This is a genomic window from Curtobacterium sp. MCBD17_026 (assembly GCF_003234895.2).
Classification (GTDB): Bacteria; Actinomycetota; Actinomycetes; order Actinomycetales; family Microbacteriaceae; genus Curtobacterium; species Curtobacterium flaccumfaciens.
The window spans coordinates 1,953,416-1,968,826 of sequence record NZ_CP126281.1 but is presented as its reverse complement, the minus strand read 5'-3'; the positions used below and the strand labels follow the sequence as shown (position 1 = coordinate 1,968,826).

At 72.3% G+C, this 15,411-nt stretch carries 17 protein-coding genes; 9 read left to right on the top strand and 8 right to left on the bottom strand.

The genetic code is table 11. The features are described from left to right. The first annotated feature begins 299 nt into the window (after positions 1 to 299). Positions 300 to 716, top strand: coding sequence for a VOC family protein (locus tag DEI85_RS09265; protein WP_111123984.1), 417 nt, complete (start codon positions 300 to 302; stop codon positions 714 to 716). Here the strand turns inward: DEI85_RS09265 and DEI85_RS09260 are convergent. From DEI85_RS09260 to DEI85_RS09250, 3 genes are all read right to left on the bottom strand, one after another. After that, positions 691 to 1,644, bottom strand: a complete 954-nt coding sequence (locus DEI85_RS09260; RefSeq protein ID WP_111123983.1) for a methyltransferase family protein — start codon at positions 1,642 to 1,644, stop codon at positions 691 to 693. The genes DEI85_RS09265 and DEI85_RS09260 overlap by 26 nt on opposite strands. Positions 1,645 to 1,707: 63 nt before the next feature. Continuing rightward, the gene (locus DEI85_RS09255; protein WP_181420139.1) at positions 1,708 to 1,854 is read right to left on the bottom strand and encodes a hypothetical protein; all 147 of its coding nucleotides are present in this window, start codon (positions 1,852 to 1,854) and stop codon (positions 1,708 to 1,710) included. A 95-nt stretch (positions 1,855 to 1,949) separates the two neighbouring features. Beyond that, a complete protein-coding gene (locus DEI85_RS09250) occupies positions 1,950 to 3,170 on the bottom strand; it encodes an alcohol dehydrogenase catalytic domain-containing protein (protein WP_110862186.1) in 1,221 nt (406 codons plus the stop codon). 123 nt (positions 3,171 to 3,293) lie between these two features. Between DEI85_RS09250 and DEI85_RS09245 the strand changes: the two genes are divergently transcribed. Further along, complete coding sequence (locus tag DEI85_RS09245) at positions 3,294 to 3,632, top strand: DUF3140 domain-containing protein (protein WP_110862188.1); 339 nt, start codon at positions 3,294 to 3,296, stop codon at positions 3,630 to 3,632. 23 nt (positions 3,633 to 3,655) lie between these two features. Next, entirely contained in the window at positions 3,656 to 3,871 is a 216-nt protein-coding gene (locus tag DEI85_RS09240; protein WP_138803199.1) for a hypothetical protein, read from the top strand. A 55-nt stretch (positions 3,872 to 3,926) separates the two neighbouring features. Here DEI85_RS09240 and DEI85_RS09235 read toward each other — a convergent pair whose 3' ends face one another. Both DEI85_RS09235 and DEI85_RS09230 read right to left on the bottom strand, forming a co-directional pair. Continuing rightward, positions 3,927 to 4,778 carry a glycoside hydrolase family 16 protein gene (locus DEI85_RS09235; protein ID WP_181420140.1) on the bottom strand — a complete coding sequence of 284 codons (852 nt, stop codon included), beginning with the start codon at positions 4,776 to 4,778 and terminating at the stop codon, positions 3,927 to 3,929. A gap of 125 nt (positions 4,779 to 4,903) precedes the next feature. Beyond that, positions 4,904 to 5,164 (bottom strand): hypothetical protein, encoded by a 261-nt coding sequence (locus tag DEI85_RS09230; RefSeq protein WP_110862190.1) that lies wholly within the window; start codon positions 5,162 to 5,164, stop codon positions 4,904 to 4,906. Positions 5,165 to 5,239: 75 nt separating this feature from the next. Between DEI85_RS09230 and DEI85_RS09225 the strand changes: the two genes are divergently transcribed. Then, entirely contained in the window at positions 5,240 to 6,199 is a 960-nt protein-coding gene (locus tag DEI85_RS09225) for an SDR family NAD(P)-dependent oxidoreductase (protein ID WP_110862192.1), read from the top strand. A gap of 203 nt (positions 6,200 to 6,402) precedes the next feature. On the opposite strand, the gene DEI85_RS09220 is transcribed toward DEI85_RS09225, so the two are convergent. Beyond that, positions 6,403 to 7,629 carry a cobalamin-independent methionine synthase II family protein gene (locus DEI85_RS09220; protein ID WP_111123982.1) on the bottom strand — a complete coding sequence of 409 codons (1,227 nt, stop codon included), beginning with the start codon at positions 7,627 to 7,629 and terminating at the stop codon, positions 6,403 to 6,405. Between the two features lie 151 nt (positions 7,630 to 7,780). On the opposite strand from DEI85_RS09220, the gene DEI85_RS09215 reads away from it, so the two are divergent. Further along, positions 7,781 to 8,635, top strand: coding sequence for a DUF1684 domain-containing protein (locus DEI85_RS09215; protein WP_258376380.1), 855 nt, complete (start codon positions 7,781 to 7,783; stop codon positions 8,633 to 8,635). Positions 8,636 to 8,956: 321 nt separating this feature from the next. Further along, positions 8,957 to 9,727 (top strand): SLAC1 family transporter, encoded by a 771-nt coding sequence (locus DEI85_RS09210; RefSeq protein WP_258376379.1) that lies wholly within the window; start codon positions 8,957 to 8,959, stop codon positions 9,725 to 9,727. Between the two features lie 69 nt (positions 9,728 to 9,796). On the opposite strand, the gene DEI85_RS09205 is transcribed toward DEI85_RS09210, so the two are convergent. Beyond that, a complete protein-coding gene (locus tag DEI85_RS09205) occupies positions 9,797 to 10,357 on the bottom strand; it encodes a histidine phosphatase family protein (RefSeq protein WP_111123980.1) in 561 nt (186 codons plus the stop codon). A 129-nt stretch (positions 10,358 to 10,486) separates the two neighbouring features. Here DEI85_RS09205 and DEI85_RS09200 point away from each other — a divergent pair, with 129 nt between their 5' ends. Genes DEI85_RS09200 through DEI85_RS09190 form a run of 3 tightly spaced genes read left to right on the top strand, consistent with a single transcriptional unit; the run spans position 10,487 to position 14,240 of the window. After that, the gene (locus DEI85_RS09200; RefSeq protein WP_111123979.1) at positions 10,487 to 11,713 is read left to right on the top strand and encodes an LLM class flavin-dependent oxidoreductase; all 1,227 of its coding nucleotides are present in this window, start codon (positions 10,487 to 10,489) and stop codon (positions 11,711 to 11,713) included. Further along, positions 11,710 to 13,101 (top strand): NtaA/DmoA family FMN-dependent monooxygenase, encoded by a 1,392-nt coding sequence (locus tag DEI85_RS09195; RefSeq protein WP_111123978.1) that lies wholly within the window; start codon positions 11,710 to 11,712, stop codon positions 13,099 to 13,101. The genes DEI85_RS09200 and DEI85_RS09195 overlap by 4 nt, the downstream gene beginning before the upstream one ends. Further along, positions 13,098 to 14,240 carry an LLM class flavin-dependent oxidoreductase gene (locus tag DEI85_RS09190; protein WP_111123977.1) on the top strand — a complete coding sequence of 381 codons (1,143 nt, stop codon included), beginning with the start codon at positions 13,098 to 13,100 and terminating at the stop codon, positions 14,238 to 14,240. Before DEI85_RS09195 ends, DEI85_RS09190 begins: the two co-directional genes overlap by 4 nt. 141 nt (positions 14,241 to 14,381) lie before the next feature. On the opposite strand, the gene DEI85_RS09185 is transcribed toward DEI85_RS09190, so the two are convergent. Next, the gene (locus DEI85_RS09185) at positions 14,382 to 15,398 is read right to left on the bottom strand and encodes a transporter substrate-binding domain-containing protein (protein WP_110862207.1); all 1,017 of its coding nucleotides are present in this window, start codon (positions 15,396 to 15,398) and stop codon (positions 14,382 to 14,384) included. Between the last annotated feature and the right edge of the window lie 13 nt (positions 15,399 to 15,411).

The window sequence follows — 15,411 nt, the reverse complement described above, 5'->3', positions numbered from 1 at the left end:
CGGATCCGCGAGCTCGCCCCGTCCGCGCGACCGCCGGTGGTGGACCCCGCCGCGTGACGGACTGGAGGCGCGTGGCGGCGCCGCCACGCGCCTCCCGTCCGGCGTTGGTGCTGCTTCGGACACGCCGGCGTGTTGCTGCGACGCCGTGCCTTCGTCGAGACGCCGCCGAATGTGGAGGCGTCTCGACGACCTGGCGGCGCCGAAGGAAGACGACGGCGTCTCCTTCCGCGGCGACGCGCGCTCTGCCACGATGATCACGACGCGGGCGACGGCGCCCGCGCAGGACGAGGGAGACCGTCATGACCGTTCGCCTCAACCCCTACCTCGGGTTCCGGAGCGGCGCCCGCGAAGCGCTCGAGTTCTACCACTCGGTCTTCGGCGGCACGCTCACCATCGGCACGTTCGGTGAAGCCGGTATGAGCCAGGACCCCGCCGACGCCGACAAGGTGATGCACGGCCAGCTCGACGGCGACCAGGGCCTGCTCCTGATGGCCTCGGACGCGCCGTCCGGCATGCCCACGCCGGCCGAGAGCAGCATCTCGCTGTCCCTCAGCGGTGACGACCACGAACTGCTGACACGCTGGTGGAACGGCCTCGCCCAGGGCGCCACGATCGTCGAACCGATCACCGCGGCGCCCTGGGGTGACACGTTCGGGATGCTGACCGACCGCCACGGGGTGTCGTGGCTCGTCAACACCAGCGGCGCGACGAGCTGAGCGGCACCGAACCCACGCGCGCCGGCACCGGCCACCGCGGCACCCAGCACCGGACCTGCTCGGCGTAGCGGCGGAAGTCGTCGCCGAACCGTTCCTGAAGGTCGGATTCCTCGAGCGGGCGGACGATGCAGTTCCAGACCACGGAACCGGCGACCGCGTAGACGACGACCAGCCACGACGACAGCAGCAGGCCGACGGCGACCCCCTGTGTGATGCCGGCCAGGGCCATCGGGTTCCGCACCGACCGGTACGGCCCGGCGACCACCAGGCGGTTCGCGCTGGCCGAGGGCAGCGGCGTGCCCTCGCCCTTCGTCGACATCGCCGCTGCCGACGCGATGCCGAGCGCACTCGCCAACAGGAGCACGACCACACCGACGACGGTGAGGGCGGTGACGAAGGGTGTCGGCAGGTGCGGGTGCAGGCCCCAGCGGTGCTCGGCGAACGCGATCACCAGGGGGAACACCCCGAGGAACAGGCCCCAGAAGACGACGATCTGCAGCACGGTCGCGGCGACGTGCCGGGAACGCGGTGCCGCGGCGTCAGCGGTGCGGATCCGCAGCGGACCGCTCGTCACCCACTCCGTCGGGACCCGTCCGAGCAGGACGAGGGCGAGTGCGAGGGTCGAACCGATCGTGGCGGCCAGCATGACCAGCACGCCCCAGCCGGCCTCGCCGATCACGGTGGACCAGACGCTCAGGGCAACGAGCACCAGCGCGGTCCACGTCGTCGTGACCACCGCGGCGGTCCGGACTCCCGCGGCGGCGAGGGCCGAGGCGACGACGAACAGCGGGACGTCGAACACGGCGACCAGCACCGGGTCGAGCGAGCCGAGCGTCGCCGTGCGGATCCACGGCAGCGTCGCGACGGCGATCCACCAGGCCGCTCCGCCGACGGCTTGCAGCGCGTAGTACCGCCGGCCCCAGGACATGGGTGCACCGTAGCAGTGCGCGGCGAGGGTCCGGGCGGTGGGTGCCCTCGCTCCGCTGGTGGGTCAGTCGGTGTGGTTGATCTGGCCGAGCCAGCGGCCGAAGGACGGGGTGCGCTCGTCGTGCAGGCTGGGCAGGACGGGCTTCGGCAGGCAGGCGCGTTCGTCGGTGACGGTTCCGGCGCCGGTGCTCTTGTGGAGGTCGAGGCTCATGGTGGGCTCCTTCGTGGTCGGTGCAGAGTTCGACACCGGGCGGGGACGTTCCATTCCCACCCGGTGTCGTCGCGGTCCGGTGCAGCGCGTTCCGGTCAGGAGGTGCCGAGCTCGACCTTGATCCAGCCGGGTTCGCGCCGGTCGAACGCCTCGTAGGCACCGATCGCGTCGGTGATCGGCTCGTGCTCGGTGATCAGGGCCGTCGGGTCGAACTGTCCGGCGGCCACCATGTCGATCAGCGGCGGGGTGACGGAGTGGTGGTCGCAGTTCCCCATCCGCACGGTCAGGTTCTTGAGCATCGCCTCGCCGATCGGGTAGTGCTCGGCCGTGGGTCCGTACACCCCGATGATCCCGATGCGGCCGTACTTCGCCACGCTCGAGACCGCCCAGCGAGCCACCTGCGAGGGGCCGTCACCGGGCTTCCACTGCTGCTGCTCACCGAAGCCGTCGGGTGCGGCATCGGGCGCGACCGCGGCCACCTCGGCGTCGAACGCCTCCGCCTGGTCCTGGTCGACCGCCGCCGGGCCGCGCTTCGGGCGTTCGGCGTCCACGCCGACTGCGTCGATCACGCAGTCCGCGCCGATGCCGTCGGTCAGCGACATGATCGTCTCGACCGGGTCTTCGGCGTTGTAGTCGACGACCTCGCAGTGCTGGGCGAGCGCGGCGGCGAGCCGGGTCTCCTCGCCGTCGACGACGATGACGCGGGCCGCGCCCTGCTTGTACGCCGAGGCTGCCGCGAACTGTCCGACGATCCCGGCGCCGAACACCACCACGACGTCACCGCGCGTGACGCCCGCGAGCTCCGCGCCGAACCACCCCGTGGGGAAGATGTCGGACAGCAGGATCGCCTGCTCGTCGGAGACGGTGTCCGGGAGCGGGTGCATGGTGTTGCGGGCCCACGGGACGCGGACGTACTCCGCCTGCATGCCGTCGACCGGTCCGGTCGAGGCGGGGCCGCCGAAGAACGCGGTGCCCGCCTGCGGTCCGTTGCTGTTCGAGCGGTCGCACTGGGCGGTCCTGCCCATCCGGCAGTACCGGCAGGCACCGCAGGACACGGTGGAGTTGATCACGACGCGGTCGCCGGGGCTGAAGCCGCGCACCGCGTCCCCGACCTCGGTGACGACGCCGACGGCCTCGTGGCCGAGGATCGTGCCCTCGACCATCGGTGCCATGGTGCCGCGGACGAAGTGCAGATCGGTGCCGCAGATGGCACTGCGGGTGATCCGGACGATCGCGTCCTCCGGGTCCTGGATCGTCGGTTTCGGGACCTCGTCGAGCCGGATGTCGCCGATGCCGTGCCACACGACTGCGCGCATGTGATGCCTCTTCCTGTTCGGGTGCGGGGTTCGCAGGGTCAGGAAACGCGTGAGGGGCTGGGCACGGTCGGAGCCGCGTCCGTCCTGCGCAGTCGTCCAGCACCGCCGGGTTGGCTCGACCGCATGAGCGAGCACGACGACGAGCAGACCCGGGCCGACTTCGACGACGTGGTGAACATGACCGCCACCGAGCTGCGGAAGTGGCTCGACACCGACGAGTCGAAGGCCGTCGGGCAGAAGCCCTCCGGCGGGGGCGAATCGACCGGGCACGAGAGCGGTCGGCACATCATCCGGATACTCGAGAAGCACCGGGCCGACCGCACCGACGACGACCTGGCGCACATGCGGAAGGTCGTCGGCTACGTCGCCCGGCACTCGGAGCAGCGGCCCGAGGGCGACGTGCACGACACCCCCTGGCGGTACTCGCTCATGAACTGGGGCCACGACCCGGAGAAGCACTGACGGCATCGGGCAGAATGGGTGGCGTGAACGAGACGGGCATGCCGCGCTTCCGACGGATCTGGTCGACCGTGCAGGTCGGTGTCCTCGCGATCGCCGTCGCGTTCTGCGTCGTGATGCTCGTGATCGGGCAGGGCAAGCTCGACCGGGTCTACGCGGTCGCCGCGGTGTTCTTCGGACTCGCCCTGGTCGGGCACAGCACCTACCTGTGGCTCGTCGCCCGCGCGAACCGCCGTCCCTGACGCGGACGAGCGCGGCCTGACGGGGACGAGCCCGGTCACGGCGTGGGCGACCCGGCTAGCCGTTCTGGTGGACCCGCAGCCAGTCGACCGTCATCGGCTGCGGGAACCGCGTCGAGGCGTCGGGCGATCCCGGCCAGTTCCCGCCGACCGCGACGTTGAGGATCACGAAGAACGGCTTGTCGAACACCCACGGGTCGGAGCCGATGTCGGCCCGGGTGACCGTCCGGTACGCGACACCGTCGACCGTCCAGGTGATGGAGCCGGGGCGCCAGTCGACCCCGTACACGTGGAAGTCGTCGGCGAACGCTGCTCCGGACGGAGCCGTGTACGCCGCCGAGATGCCCTGTGCTCCTGAGTACCCGGGCCCGTGCACCGTGCCGTGCACGATCCCCGGCTCGTACCCGACGTTCTCCATCACGTCGATCTCCCCGCACGCCGGCCACCCGACCCGCCCGATGTCCGCGCCGAGCATCCAGAACGCCGGCCAGATGCCCTGGCCGCGGGGGATGCGGATCCGCGCCTCGATGCGGCCGTACTGCGCGGTGTAGGTGCTCTCGGACTTCAGCCGGGCCGACGAGAACGAGCCGTCGGCCTCGCGGCGTGCGGTGATGACGAGGTTGCCGGCACCGTCGAGCGCCGCGTTCCGCCGCGAGTCCGTGTAGGTCTGCAACTCGGCGTTGCCCCAGCCGCCGGCACCCAGGTCGTACCGCCAGATCCCCGGGTTCGGCGCGCTGCCGGCCGGGCCGTCGAACTCGTCGGCGGCGAGCAGCACGGGGGCGGCAGCCGCCGCCGTGGTCGCCGCCTGCGCCGACCCGTCCGCGCCGATCGCGGTCGCGCCGAGGGCGGTCGTCGCGGCTCCGGCGAGTCCGAGCGTCATGAAGCGCCGTCGATCGATGTGCTGGTCCATGTCGTGCTCCCTGCAGCGCGATGGTGGTGTGGTCGTCGGATCATGCACCATCCGGACGAGTCAGACCAGGGCCGCACCGTGATTGATCCGCCCCGCGCACACCGCAGCCGGCGCCGACGGACCCGTCAGCCGAAGCGCATCGCCAGCGGCACGAGCAGTCCCGCGACCCAGACGAGCACCATCACGAGGGCCCCGACCGCGATGAGTCGTCGGCGACGCCGCAGCTTCGGGCTCCGCTCCTCGCCCCACATCTGCGCACGGACCAGTACCCGGTTCGCCTGCTCGACGACCTTCCGCACCTCGGGGTCGTCGACGTCGAGGGCACCGGAGCGGGCGTGCTCGGCGATGACCGCGGCTTCGTCGACGGTCAGGTCGTCCTTGCGCATGCTCCATCTTCGCACCGCGTGCAGGGGTACGACCCGGCTGTGCGGGAACGGACCACGGCCGGGTACCAAGGACACATGGGACATCGGTACCGCGGGAAGATCGTCGTCATCACCGGAGCATCGAGCGGCATCGGGAGGGCCGCCGCACACGAGTTCGCTCGCCAGGGCGCCACGCTCGTGCTCGCCGCACGCGGGCAGGACTCGCTCGAGGCCGCAGCCGCCGAGTGCCGGAAGCTCGGCGCCGAGGCGACCGCGATCCCGACGGACGTCGCCGACGAGCACCAGGTCAAGGACCTCATCGGCACGGTGACGACCCGCTTCGGTCGCATCGACGTCTTCGTCGGCAACGCGGCCCTGTTCGTCTACGGCCTGTTCGAGCAGACCCCCACCGAGGCGTTCAAGCGCGTCGTCGACACGAACCTGTACGGGCACCTCAACGCCATCACGCACCTGCTGCCGCACTGGAAGCAGCGCGGGAAGGGCACCTACGTGCTCGTCGGCTCGATCCAGTCCCTGCTCTCGGCGCCCTACCAGTCGGCGTACGTGACGAGCAAGCACGCGGCCCTCGGCCTGGTCGACGTGCTCGGCGACGAGTTCGCGGGCACCGGCATCCGGTTCACCGCGCTGCTGCCGTCCACGATCGACACCCCGATCTACCAGAACGGTGCCAACTACACCGGCAAGACCTCGCACCCGCTGCCGCCCACCGTCTCGGTCGAGCGGGCCGGCCGTGCCGTCGTGCAGGCCGCCACGCACCCCAAGCGCTACCGCTTCGTCGGACGGATCCAGGCCTCGCTCGTGCCGCTGCAGTACGTGTTCCCGGGCCTGTTCCACAAGATCACGAAGCCGATGGTGGAGACGTTCGCGCTCCGTGGCGAGGGCGCCCCGACCGACGGGAACCTCTACGCCCCCGCCGACGCCGCGAACGCGACGAACGGCGGCTGGGTCGCGAAGCGTCGGCGCGTCACGCGCCCCGTGCTGTGGGCCGGAGCGCTCGTCGCGGTCGCGGCCGTCGCCCTGGGCCGACGCCGCTGACGGACGGGAGGCACGGTGCCAGCCCGCACCGTGCCTCCCGTCCGTCCGTGCGTGCGTTCCCGAACCGGGCGTACCTGCACGAAACGGGCGTACCTGCACGAAACGGGCGTACCTCCCCGAAACGGGCGTACCTCCCGTGTTCTTCGTGGCAGGTACGCCCGATCTCGCCAGGTATCGCAGCCGTTCTGGGAAGGAAGGGGCGGCTAGAACAGCTTCGCGCTCGCGCGCCGGGCACCCTCACCGAGGGACTCGAGCTTCGCCGCGGCGATCTGCGGGTGCACGCGGCCGCCGAGCCCGCAGTCGGTGCCGGCGATGACGCGCTCACGCCCGACCACCGAAGCGAACCGCTCGATGCGCTGCGCGACGAGGTCGGGGTGCTCGACGACGTTCGTCGCGTGGCCGACGACACCGGGGACGATGACCTTGCCCTCGGGCAGGGCGACGTCCTGCCAGACGGTCCACTCGTGCTCGTGGCGGGCGTTCGCGGCCTCGAACGAGTACGCGCCGGCGTCGATGTCCAGCATCAGGTCGACGATGTGGCGGAGTTCGATGTCGGTGGTGTGCGGGCCGTGCCAGGAACCCCAGCACAGGTGGAAGCGCACGCGGCTGGTGTCGAGGTCCCGCAGCGCGTGGTTGAGCGCCTCGACACGGATGCTGGTGAAGGCGCGGTAGTCCTCGATGCTCGGCTCGGGGTTGATCTGGTCCCAGTTCTCGGCGATCGAGGGGTCGTCGATCTGCAGCACGAGGCCGGCGTCGAGGATCGTCGTGTACTCCTCGCGCAGGGCATCGGCCCACGCCCAGATGTGTTCTTCCTCCGTCGCGTAGTACTCGTTCGCGATGCGGGCGGCGGAACCGGGGGAGAGCGCCGTGATGAAGCCGTTGTCCGCGCCGGCGGCCTCGACCGCGTGCTTGAGGTTCGCGGCGTCGGTGGCCGCGGCCTCGTGGCCGGTGTAGGTGATCGGACCGGTCGTGGTCGGGAACGCGGTGGCGTTCTTGCCGGTGCCGATGCCCGACTCGGGATCGGTGTAGGCGTCGTGGAAGATCGTCCAGTCGCGGCGGTCCGGGAAGCTCGTGAGCCGGATGTTCCCCGGGCTCGAGCGGACCGGCTGCTGCGAGAAGATGTTCTCGTCGGTCAGGCTCAGGCCGCTGACGCGCTGGAACGAGTACCCCCACCAGGCGCCGTAGTCGACGCTGTTCGACATCGCCTTGCCGAACTCGCCGTCGCCGGGCTGCGTGATGCCGAGCGCGGTCTGCCGGGCGACGACGTCGTCGACGGCCGCGCTCGTCAGTGCCCGGACCTCGTCGGTGGTCTCGAGCGTGAAGCCGTCGGCGCCCACGGGCCGCGCGGCGTTCGCGGCGATGAGCTCCGGGGTGCGGGGGAGCGATCCGGCGGTGGTGGCCTGGATGCGGTCGGTGTTCTCGAAGGGCATGCGCTGCCTTCCTCTCGATGGGTGCGGACTGTCGGGAGTCGGGGGCCGCGCGCGAGGCTTCGCGGTGCGCTGCAGTGCCACTCTCCCACGAGGGGTCGGACCCGTTACGTTCCGCGTCGCGCCCCCGGTCCGCGCGTCGTACGGTCGACCCATGAGCACGACGACCCCGGCGAACGCGACCACCCCGACCACCACGACCCCGACCACCCCGGCCGTACCGAACTTCGCCGGAGCGTGGACCGCCTGGCACGACGACCACGAGCAGGCCCGGGCGAGCGAGCACGGGTTCCTCGCGATCACGAGCATCCGCTGGCTCACCGCCACGCCGGAACGGTTCGACGACGCTCCGGGCAGCTGGTCGACGGACGAGCACGGCCCGGTGGTCGCACTGGCCGACGACGAGACGATCGAGGTCGACGGGCAGCCGGTCACCGGGACGCACCGGTTCGGCCCGCTGCCGGAGCGCTCGAGCACGAACGTGGTGTGGCGCGACGGCGACGAGACCGTGGTGATCGAGGTCGCCCGGCGCGGAGGCAGTGACCTGCTGCGCCCGCGGCACCCGTCGAACCCGACCCGCGTCGGCTACCGCGGCACCCCGGTGTACGCCCCCGTTGAACGGTTCGTCGTGGACGCGCACTTCGAGCCGTTCGACACCCCGCGCGAGGTCACCGTGGGCAGCGTCGTCGACGGTCTGCTGCACGTGTACGAGGCCCCCGGCGTCCTGACGTTCGACCTCGACGGGCCGCGGTCGCTCCTGGCGTTCAACGGGCACGCCCGTGGCCTGCACGTGCTCTTCACCGACCACACGAGCGGGGTCACGACGTACGCCGCGAACCGGAGTCTCGACATCGCCGCACCGGATGCCGACGGTGCCACCCGCATCGACTTCAACCGGTCCACGAACCTGCCGTGCGCGTACACCCCGCACGCGACCTGCCCGCTGCCGCCCGCCGAGAACCGGCTCGACGTGGCGATCGAGGCGGGCGAGCAACTGCCCGCAGCCTGACCGCGGAGCACGCACGGCCCCCGGGCGCGCACCGGGGCAGCCGACACGTCCGGAAGAATGGGGGAGCCATGCCACGACCCACCTCCCGCATCCCGCTCAACACCCTCGCCGTCCCGTTCGGCCTCGCCGGCTTCGCCGAGACGTGGTCGTACGCCGCCCCCGTGCTGCACCTGCCCGCCGTGGTGCCGCAGGTGTTCTGGGCGATCGCCGCCGTCGCGTGGGTGTGGCTGCTCGGGGCGCACGCCGTCCGGGGCGCACGCGTCGGGGAAACGGCTCGTCGACCAGCTCCGCCACCCGGCGCAGGGGCCGATCGCCGCGCTCGTGCCCGCGACCGCGATGCTGCTCGGCGTCGACCTGGCGCGGTTCGCCCCCGTCGCCGGGCAGGTCGTCGTGCTCGCCGCCGTGGCCACCGCGGCCGGGTTCGCCGCCTGGCTGCTGAGCACCTGGTTCGAGGGCCGGCTCGCCCTGGAGTCCGTGCACGGCGGCTACCTGCTGCCGACCGTCGCCGCGGCCCTGGTCGCCTCGGTCGCCACGCACGAGGTCGGCGTCGGTTGGCTCTCCTGGCCGGCCCTCGGCGTCGGTGTGTTCTTCTGGGGCGTCATGACCGGCCTGCTGCTCATCCGGCTGGCGTTCCGACCGGCGCTGCCGGGGCCGCTCGTGCCGACGATGGCGATCCTGGTCGCGCCGCCGGCGGTCGCCACCCTGTCGGTGTTCGCCCTCACCGACGGAGCGGTCACCCTGCCCGTGCAGGCCATCGCGGGGCTCGGCGTCCTGATGGTCCTCGTGCAGCTGGCCCTGCTGCCGCGGTACGTCCGCCTGGCGTTCTCGCTCGGGTTCTGGTCGTTCGTGTTCCCGGCCGCCGCGGTCGCCACCGCTTCGGTGGAGTGGTTCCGGGCACTCGCGCTGCCGTCCGCCTGGATCCCCACCGCCGTGTTGTTGGCGCTGCTGAGCGTGCTCGTCGCGGTCGTCGGTGCCCGTTCGATCGGCCTCGCCGTGCACCACCTGCTCGGACAGGCCGAGCGGACCCTGCACGACGCCGACGACGAGGACGCCGCCCCCGGCCCCGTGACGGGCGCGACGCGCGGGGTCTGACGAGCGGGGCGCTCGGGCCGCGCAGGCGACGGACGGGAGGCCCGTGGCGGCCCCGCCCCGCGCCTCCCGTCAGGTCGCGGGGACGCGTCTCCAGCCGCTGGTCGCCCGCCAGGCGGGCGCGTCGAAGCGGAAGACGCTGCCCATGCCGGGCTGGTCGAGGGCGCGCGTGATCGGGACGCCGCGCAGGTGGGCCAGGAGCAGCGCGCCGACCGCACCGTGCGACACGATCGTGACGTCGCCGGTGGCGCAGTGCCGGCGGACGGCCGCGACGATGCGCTCCTGGGCGTCGATCGCCCGCTCCCAGCCGCGGACCGACTGCTCGGGCTCGGCGAAGAACGCGTCGACGACGGCCTCGAACTCGGACGGCGGCAGGTAGCCGGTCGCGCTCCGGTCGATCTCGCCCAGCAGGGGGTCGTGCTCGACCGACAGCCCGACGGCGCTGGCGAGCAGGTCGGCGGTCTCGGCGGCCTTGCGCTCGGTGCTCGAGACGATCCGCCGGGAGCCCGGTGTCCATGCGAGCGGGTGGGCAGCGGCGGCCCGGACGCGGCCAACAGGCGACAGCCCCCACGACTCGATCGGGACCGCGGGGTCGACGATCACTTCAGCGTGGGTCAGGAACGACGAGACCATCCGGCGATCCTCGCACGGTGCGAGGTGCGCCCCTGCGGCCCGCCCCGCCGCGCGTCACACGGCGACACCGTCGGTCACGTTCCGCAACACCGCTTCGCAGCCCGGCCGAACCGTCCTAGCGTCGCCGCCATGACCGTGTCCGAACGCATCACCCTCGTCACCGCGCTGCAGGGAGCCGGCTGGCATCCCGCCGCCTGGCGCGTCGCCGGCCCGGCAGCACAGCGCCTCACGAGCCTCCGGCACTGGCGGGACGTCGTCGTCGAGCAGGACCGGCTCGGAGTCGACGCCGTCACCCTCGAGGACTCCTTCACCGCCGGCCCCACCGACCCCGACGGCGACCTCGACACGTCGACCGTCGTCGGCCGCCTGGACGCCCTCCTGGTCGCGAACGCGGTCGCCCCCGCGACCCGCGCGATCGGTCTGGTGCCGACCGTCTCGGTCACGCACACCGAACCGTTCCACGTCGCCACGGGCCTCCAGACCCTCGACCACGTCTCGCTGGGGCGGGCCGGATGGCGGATCCAGGTGAGTCCGACGACCCGCGAGGCCGCGCTGTTCGGCCGCCGACCCGGAGGCGACGACGCGGCCACGCTGTTCGACGAAGCCCGCGAGGCCGCCGAGGTCGTCTCCCGCCTCTGGGACAGCTGGGACGACGACGCGATCATCCGTGACGTCACGACCGGCCGCTTCATCGACCGCGACCGCATCCACGACGCGGCGTTCTCCGGTTCGTTCGTCTCGGTGCACGGCGCGTCGATCGTGCCGCGGTCCCCGCAGGGTCGACCGCCGGTGTTCGCGCTGGCACACCGCGCCGACGCGGCCGCGTTCGCCGTGGACGCTGCGGACGTCGTGCTGGTCACGCCCGGCTTCGACGGCAGGGAGGCGCGGGAAGCGTTGGCACTCGTCCGTGACGCCGAGCAGGCGGCCGGATCCGACCTCCGCCGTCCGGTCCTCGCCGACCTCGCCGTGCTCATCGGGTCGTCACCGGCCGCCGCCGCCGACGAGCTCGCCGCGCTCGACGCGGCCGCTGGCGCCCCGTACGCCGTCGGTACGGGGTCGGACACGTCCGTCCTCGCGACGACGGCGCCGGAACTCGTGTCGCTGATCGCGGACCTGCGGGCCCTCGGGTACGCCGGCGCCCGGCTCCGTCCACTGCGCATCCCGGTCGACAGCACCGCCATCGCGCGGCAGCTCGTCCCGGCGCTCGTCACCGCGGGGCTCCGCGCCGACGTGGCATCCCGTCCCACCGCCGACCTGCGCACGCGGCTCGGCATCGCGCCGGCGGTCAGCCGGTACTCGCGCCCTGCCGTCACCGGTGCCGGTGTCGGTTCCGTCTCCTCGGGGGTCTCAGCATGAGCGCCAAGCGTCAGGTCCACCTCGCCGCCCACTTCCCGGGCGTCAACAACACCACCGTCTGGAGCGACGACCGAGCCGAGAGCCAGATCGCGTTCTCGTCGTTCGAGCACTTCGCCCGGAACGCCGAGCGCGGGTTCTTCGACTTCCTGTTCCTCGCCGAGGGGCTGCGGTTGCGCGAGCAGAAGGGACGCATCCACGACCTCGACGTCGTCGGGCGCCCGAACACGCTCGCGATCCTCGCGGCGCTGGCCGGGGTCACCGACCACATCGGGCTCGTCGGCACCCTGCAGACGACGTTCAACGAGCCGGTGGAGCTCGCGAAGCAGCTCGCCACGCTCGACCACCTGACCGACGGTCGCGCCGGCTGGAACGTCGTGACGAGCTCGGACGCGTTCCACGGTGCGAACTTCCGCCGTGGCGGGTTCCTCGACCACGCCGACCGGTACACGCGCGCCGCCGAGTTCGTGGAGCTGTCCCGCGAGCTCTGGGACTCGTGGGAGCCAGGCGCGGTCGTGGCCTCGGCCGCCGGGTCGGGCGCCGCCGGGGCCCTGGCCGCCGGGGCCTTCGCCGACCGCTCCCGCATCCACGACGTCGACCACCACGGCCCGCAGTTCGACGTGACCGGCACGTTCCCGGTGCCGCGCAGTCCCCAGCGGCACCCGGTGATCGTGCAGGCCGGCGACTCCGACGAGGGCCGCGACCTCGCCGCCGCGAACGCCGAGGTCATCTTCTCGCTGCACACCGAGTTCGACGACGCACAGCGCTTCTACGGCGACGTCACCGAGCGCCTGGAGCGGGTCGGGCGGTCGAAGGACGAGCTGCTGATCCTGCCCGGCGCGACGTTCGTGCTCGGTGACACGGCGGACGAGGCTGAGGAACGTTCCCGGGCGATCCGCCGCGCACAGGTGAGTCCGGCGACCGCGATCGCGTTCCTCGAGCAGGTGTGGAACCGCGACCTGACGTCGTACGACGTCGACGGGCCGTTGCCCTCGGTCGACCCGGACCTCGAGGGCGCCGACATCACCCGTGGCCGCGTCCGTCACACCCGCGACGTGCCCGCGCTGGTGCAGTGGTGGCGCGACCTCGCCGCGGCCGAACACCTGTCGATCCGTGACCTGGTCATCCGGGTCTCGACCCGCGGCGGCTTCGTCGGCACGCCCGAGCACGTCGCGGCCGAGATCGACCGGTACGTGCAGGAGCGCGCCACCGACGGGTTCGTGGTCGTGCCGCACACCAACCCGTACGGCCTCGACGAGTTCGTCGACCGGGTCGTCCCACTGCTGCAGGAGCGCGGCGTCCACCGGCAGTCGTACGACGAGGGGGCGACGCTCCGGCAGACCCTGGGCCTGCCCGGACGGGTCCTCGACCGGCAGCGGGTGCCCGCATGAGCCCGGTGCCGCTCTCCGTCCTCGACCTCGTGCCGGTGAGCAGCGGGTCGACCCCCGCCGAGGCCCTGGCGAACACGGTCGACCTCGCGCAGCGTGCCGAACGTGCCGGGTACGTCCGGTACTGGCTGGCCGAGCACCACTTGAACCCCGGGGTCGCCGGCAGCGCACCGACGATCGTCATCGGTGCGGTCGCCGCCGCCACCTCGACCATCCGGGTCGGCAGCGCCGCGACCCTGGTCGGCAACACCCGCGGGCTGCAGATCGCCGAGACGTTCGGCACGCTCGCCGCGCTGTACGGTGCCCGGATCGACCTCGGGCTCGGACGGTCCGGCGCCCCGGCTCCCGGCACCCCGAAGCCGCCGTCGCTCGCCCCGCGGACCGACCAGGTCGTCGACGGCCTGCTCGTCCCCGCCCCCTTCGAGTTCCGCATCGCGCCGGGCAGCCGGTTCGCCCTGCAGGGGGAGCTGCTCGGCCGCGTGCCGGGCGACGTCGACCGGTTCGCGGGCGAACTCGACCTGATCCGCGGCCTGTTCGCGGGCACGTGGTCACGGGATGGTGCGGTGGTCGAGGCCCCGCCGTCCGCGGGCGCCGCCGTCGAGCTGTGGATCCACGGGTCCACCGGCGGCGAGAGCGCCCGGATCGCCGGTGCGCTCGGACTGCCGTACGGGGCGAACTACCACACATCGCCCGGCACGGTCCTGGCGTCGGTGCAGGCCTACCGCGATGCCTTCCGCCCCGGCGTGCTCGACGCCCCGCACGTCATCGTGTCGGCCGACGTGCTCGTGGCGCCGACCGCGGCCGAGGCGGAGGAGCTCGGGACCGGGTACGCCCAGTGGGTGCACTCGATCCGCTCCGGCGTCGGGGCGATCGAGTACCCCACCCCGGACCAGGCGCGAGCGGCGCGGCTGCCCGACGATGCCACCGCATCGGTGGCGGACCGGCTCGCGACCCGGTTCGTCGGCGATCCGGCACACGTCGCGGACCGGCTCGAGACGCTCCGGCGCGTCACCGGAGCGGACGAGTTGCTCGTCACGACGATCGCGCACGACCACGACGTCCGGGTGCGCTCCTACGAGCTGCTCGCCGCGGAGTGGGCGGCGCGTGTCGTCGAGGGGGAGTCCGCTCTGGCTGCGCGGTAGGTCTCTGCGTGTGCATGTTCCGACATCCCACCTGTCGTTCGACGGGTGGGATGTCGTTCGTTGCGCACACATCGGGTGCGTGTGCGAGAAACCGACGACACCCCCGCGACCACGACGGTCACGGGGGTGTCGCGGCACACCTCAGCTGTTGTCGAGCGGCAGACCCTCGGGGTTCACCTCGGACGTCTTCACGGCCTCGTTCGACAGGTTGTAGGCCGCGAGCCACTTCGCGTAGGTGCCGTCCTCGATGAGCTCGTTGATCGCGGCCGCGACGGGCTTCGCGATCCCGCTGCCCTGCTTCGTCGTCGCTGCGATGAGCCCCTGCAACGAGGAGCCGGCGCCGGAGTACGTGCCCGCGGTCTTCGTCGGCTTCGCGGTGCTCCCGCTCTGCGTGTTCTGGTAGGCGATCGTCGGGTTCGGGCCGAAGTAGGCGTCGATCTTGCCCGAGTCGAGCGCGAGCCTGACCGCGTTGCCGTCCGGGTAGTACTTAATCGTGAAGTCCTCGCCCTTCGCCCGGAGCTCCTCCTGCCACTCGAGCAGGATGTTCTCCTGGTTCGTGCCGGAACTCACGGACAGGGTCTTCCCGGCGAGCACGGACGGGTCGCCGTCGAAGCGCAGCGAGCTCGAGGCCAGCACCTGGAAGGCCAGGTTGTCCTGCCGGTACGAGGCGAAGTCGTACTTCTCCTTGCGCTGCTCGGTGACCGTGACGTTCGAGAAGCCGGCGTCGTACTTGCCGCTGTCGATGCCGACGAACAGGTTGTCCCACGTCGCGTTCTGCACGTCCGCGCGCAGCCCGAGCTTCGCGGCGACGAGTCGTCCGAGGTCGGGCTCCGAACCGGTGATCGTCTTCTGGTCGTCGCCCGTGAAGGCGAGCGGCGGGAACCCGGCGGGCAGGGCACCCACGCCGATGGTCAACTTGCCGGACTCCCGGACGGCGGCGGGGAGCGCGTCGTGCAGCTTCGTGTCCTCGGTGACCTCGAGGGTCGTCTCCTTCGCCGCACCGTTCGAGGCGGCGCCGATGGTGACGGAGCCGTCGGGTTCGCCGCTCGTGTCGGCGGAAGCGCCCGCCGAGCACCCGGCGAGGGCGACGACGACGCCGGCTGCGAGGACGAGGAAGCCGGCGCGGTTGCGCCAGCGGGACGGGGTGATCGTGGACATGGTTCTCCTTGGG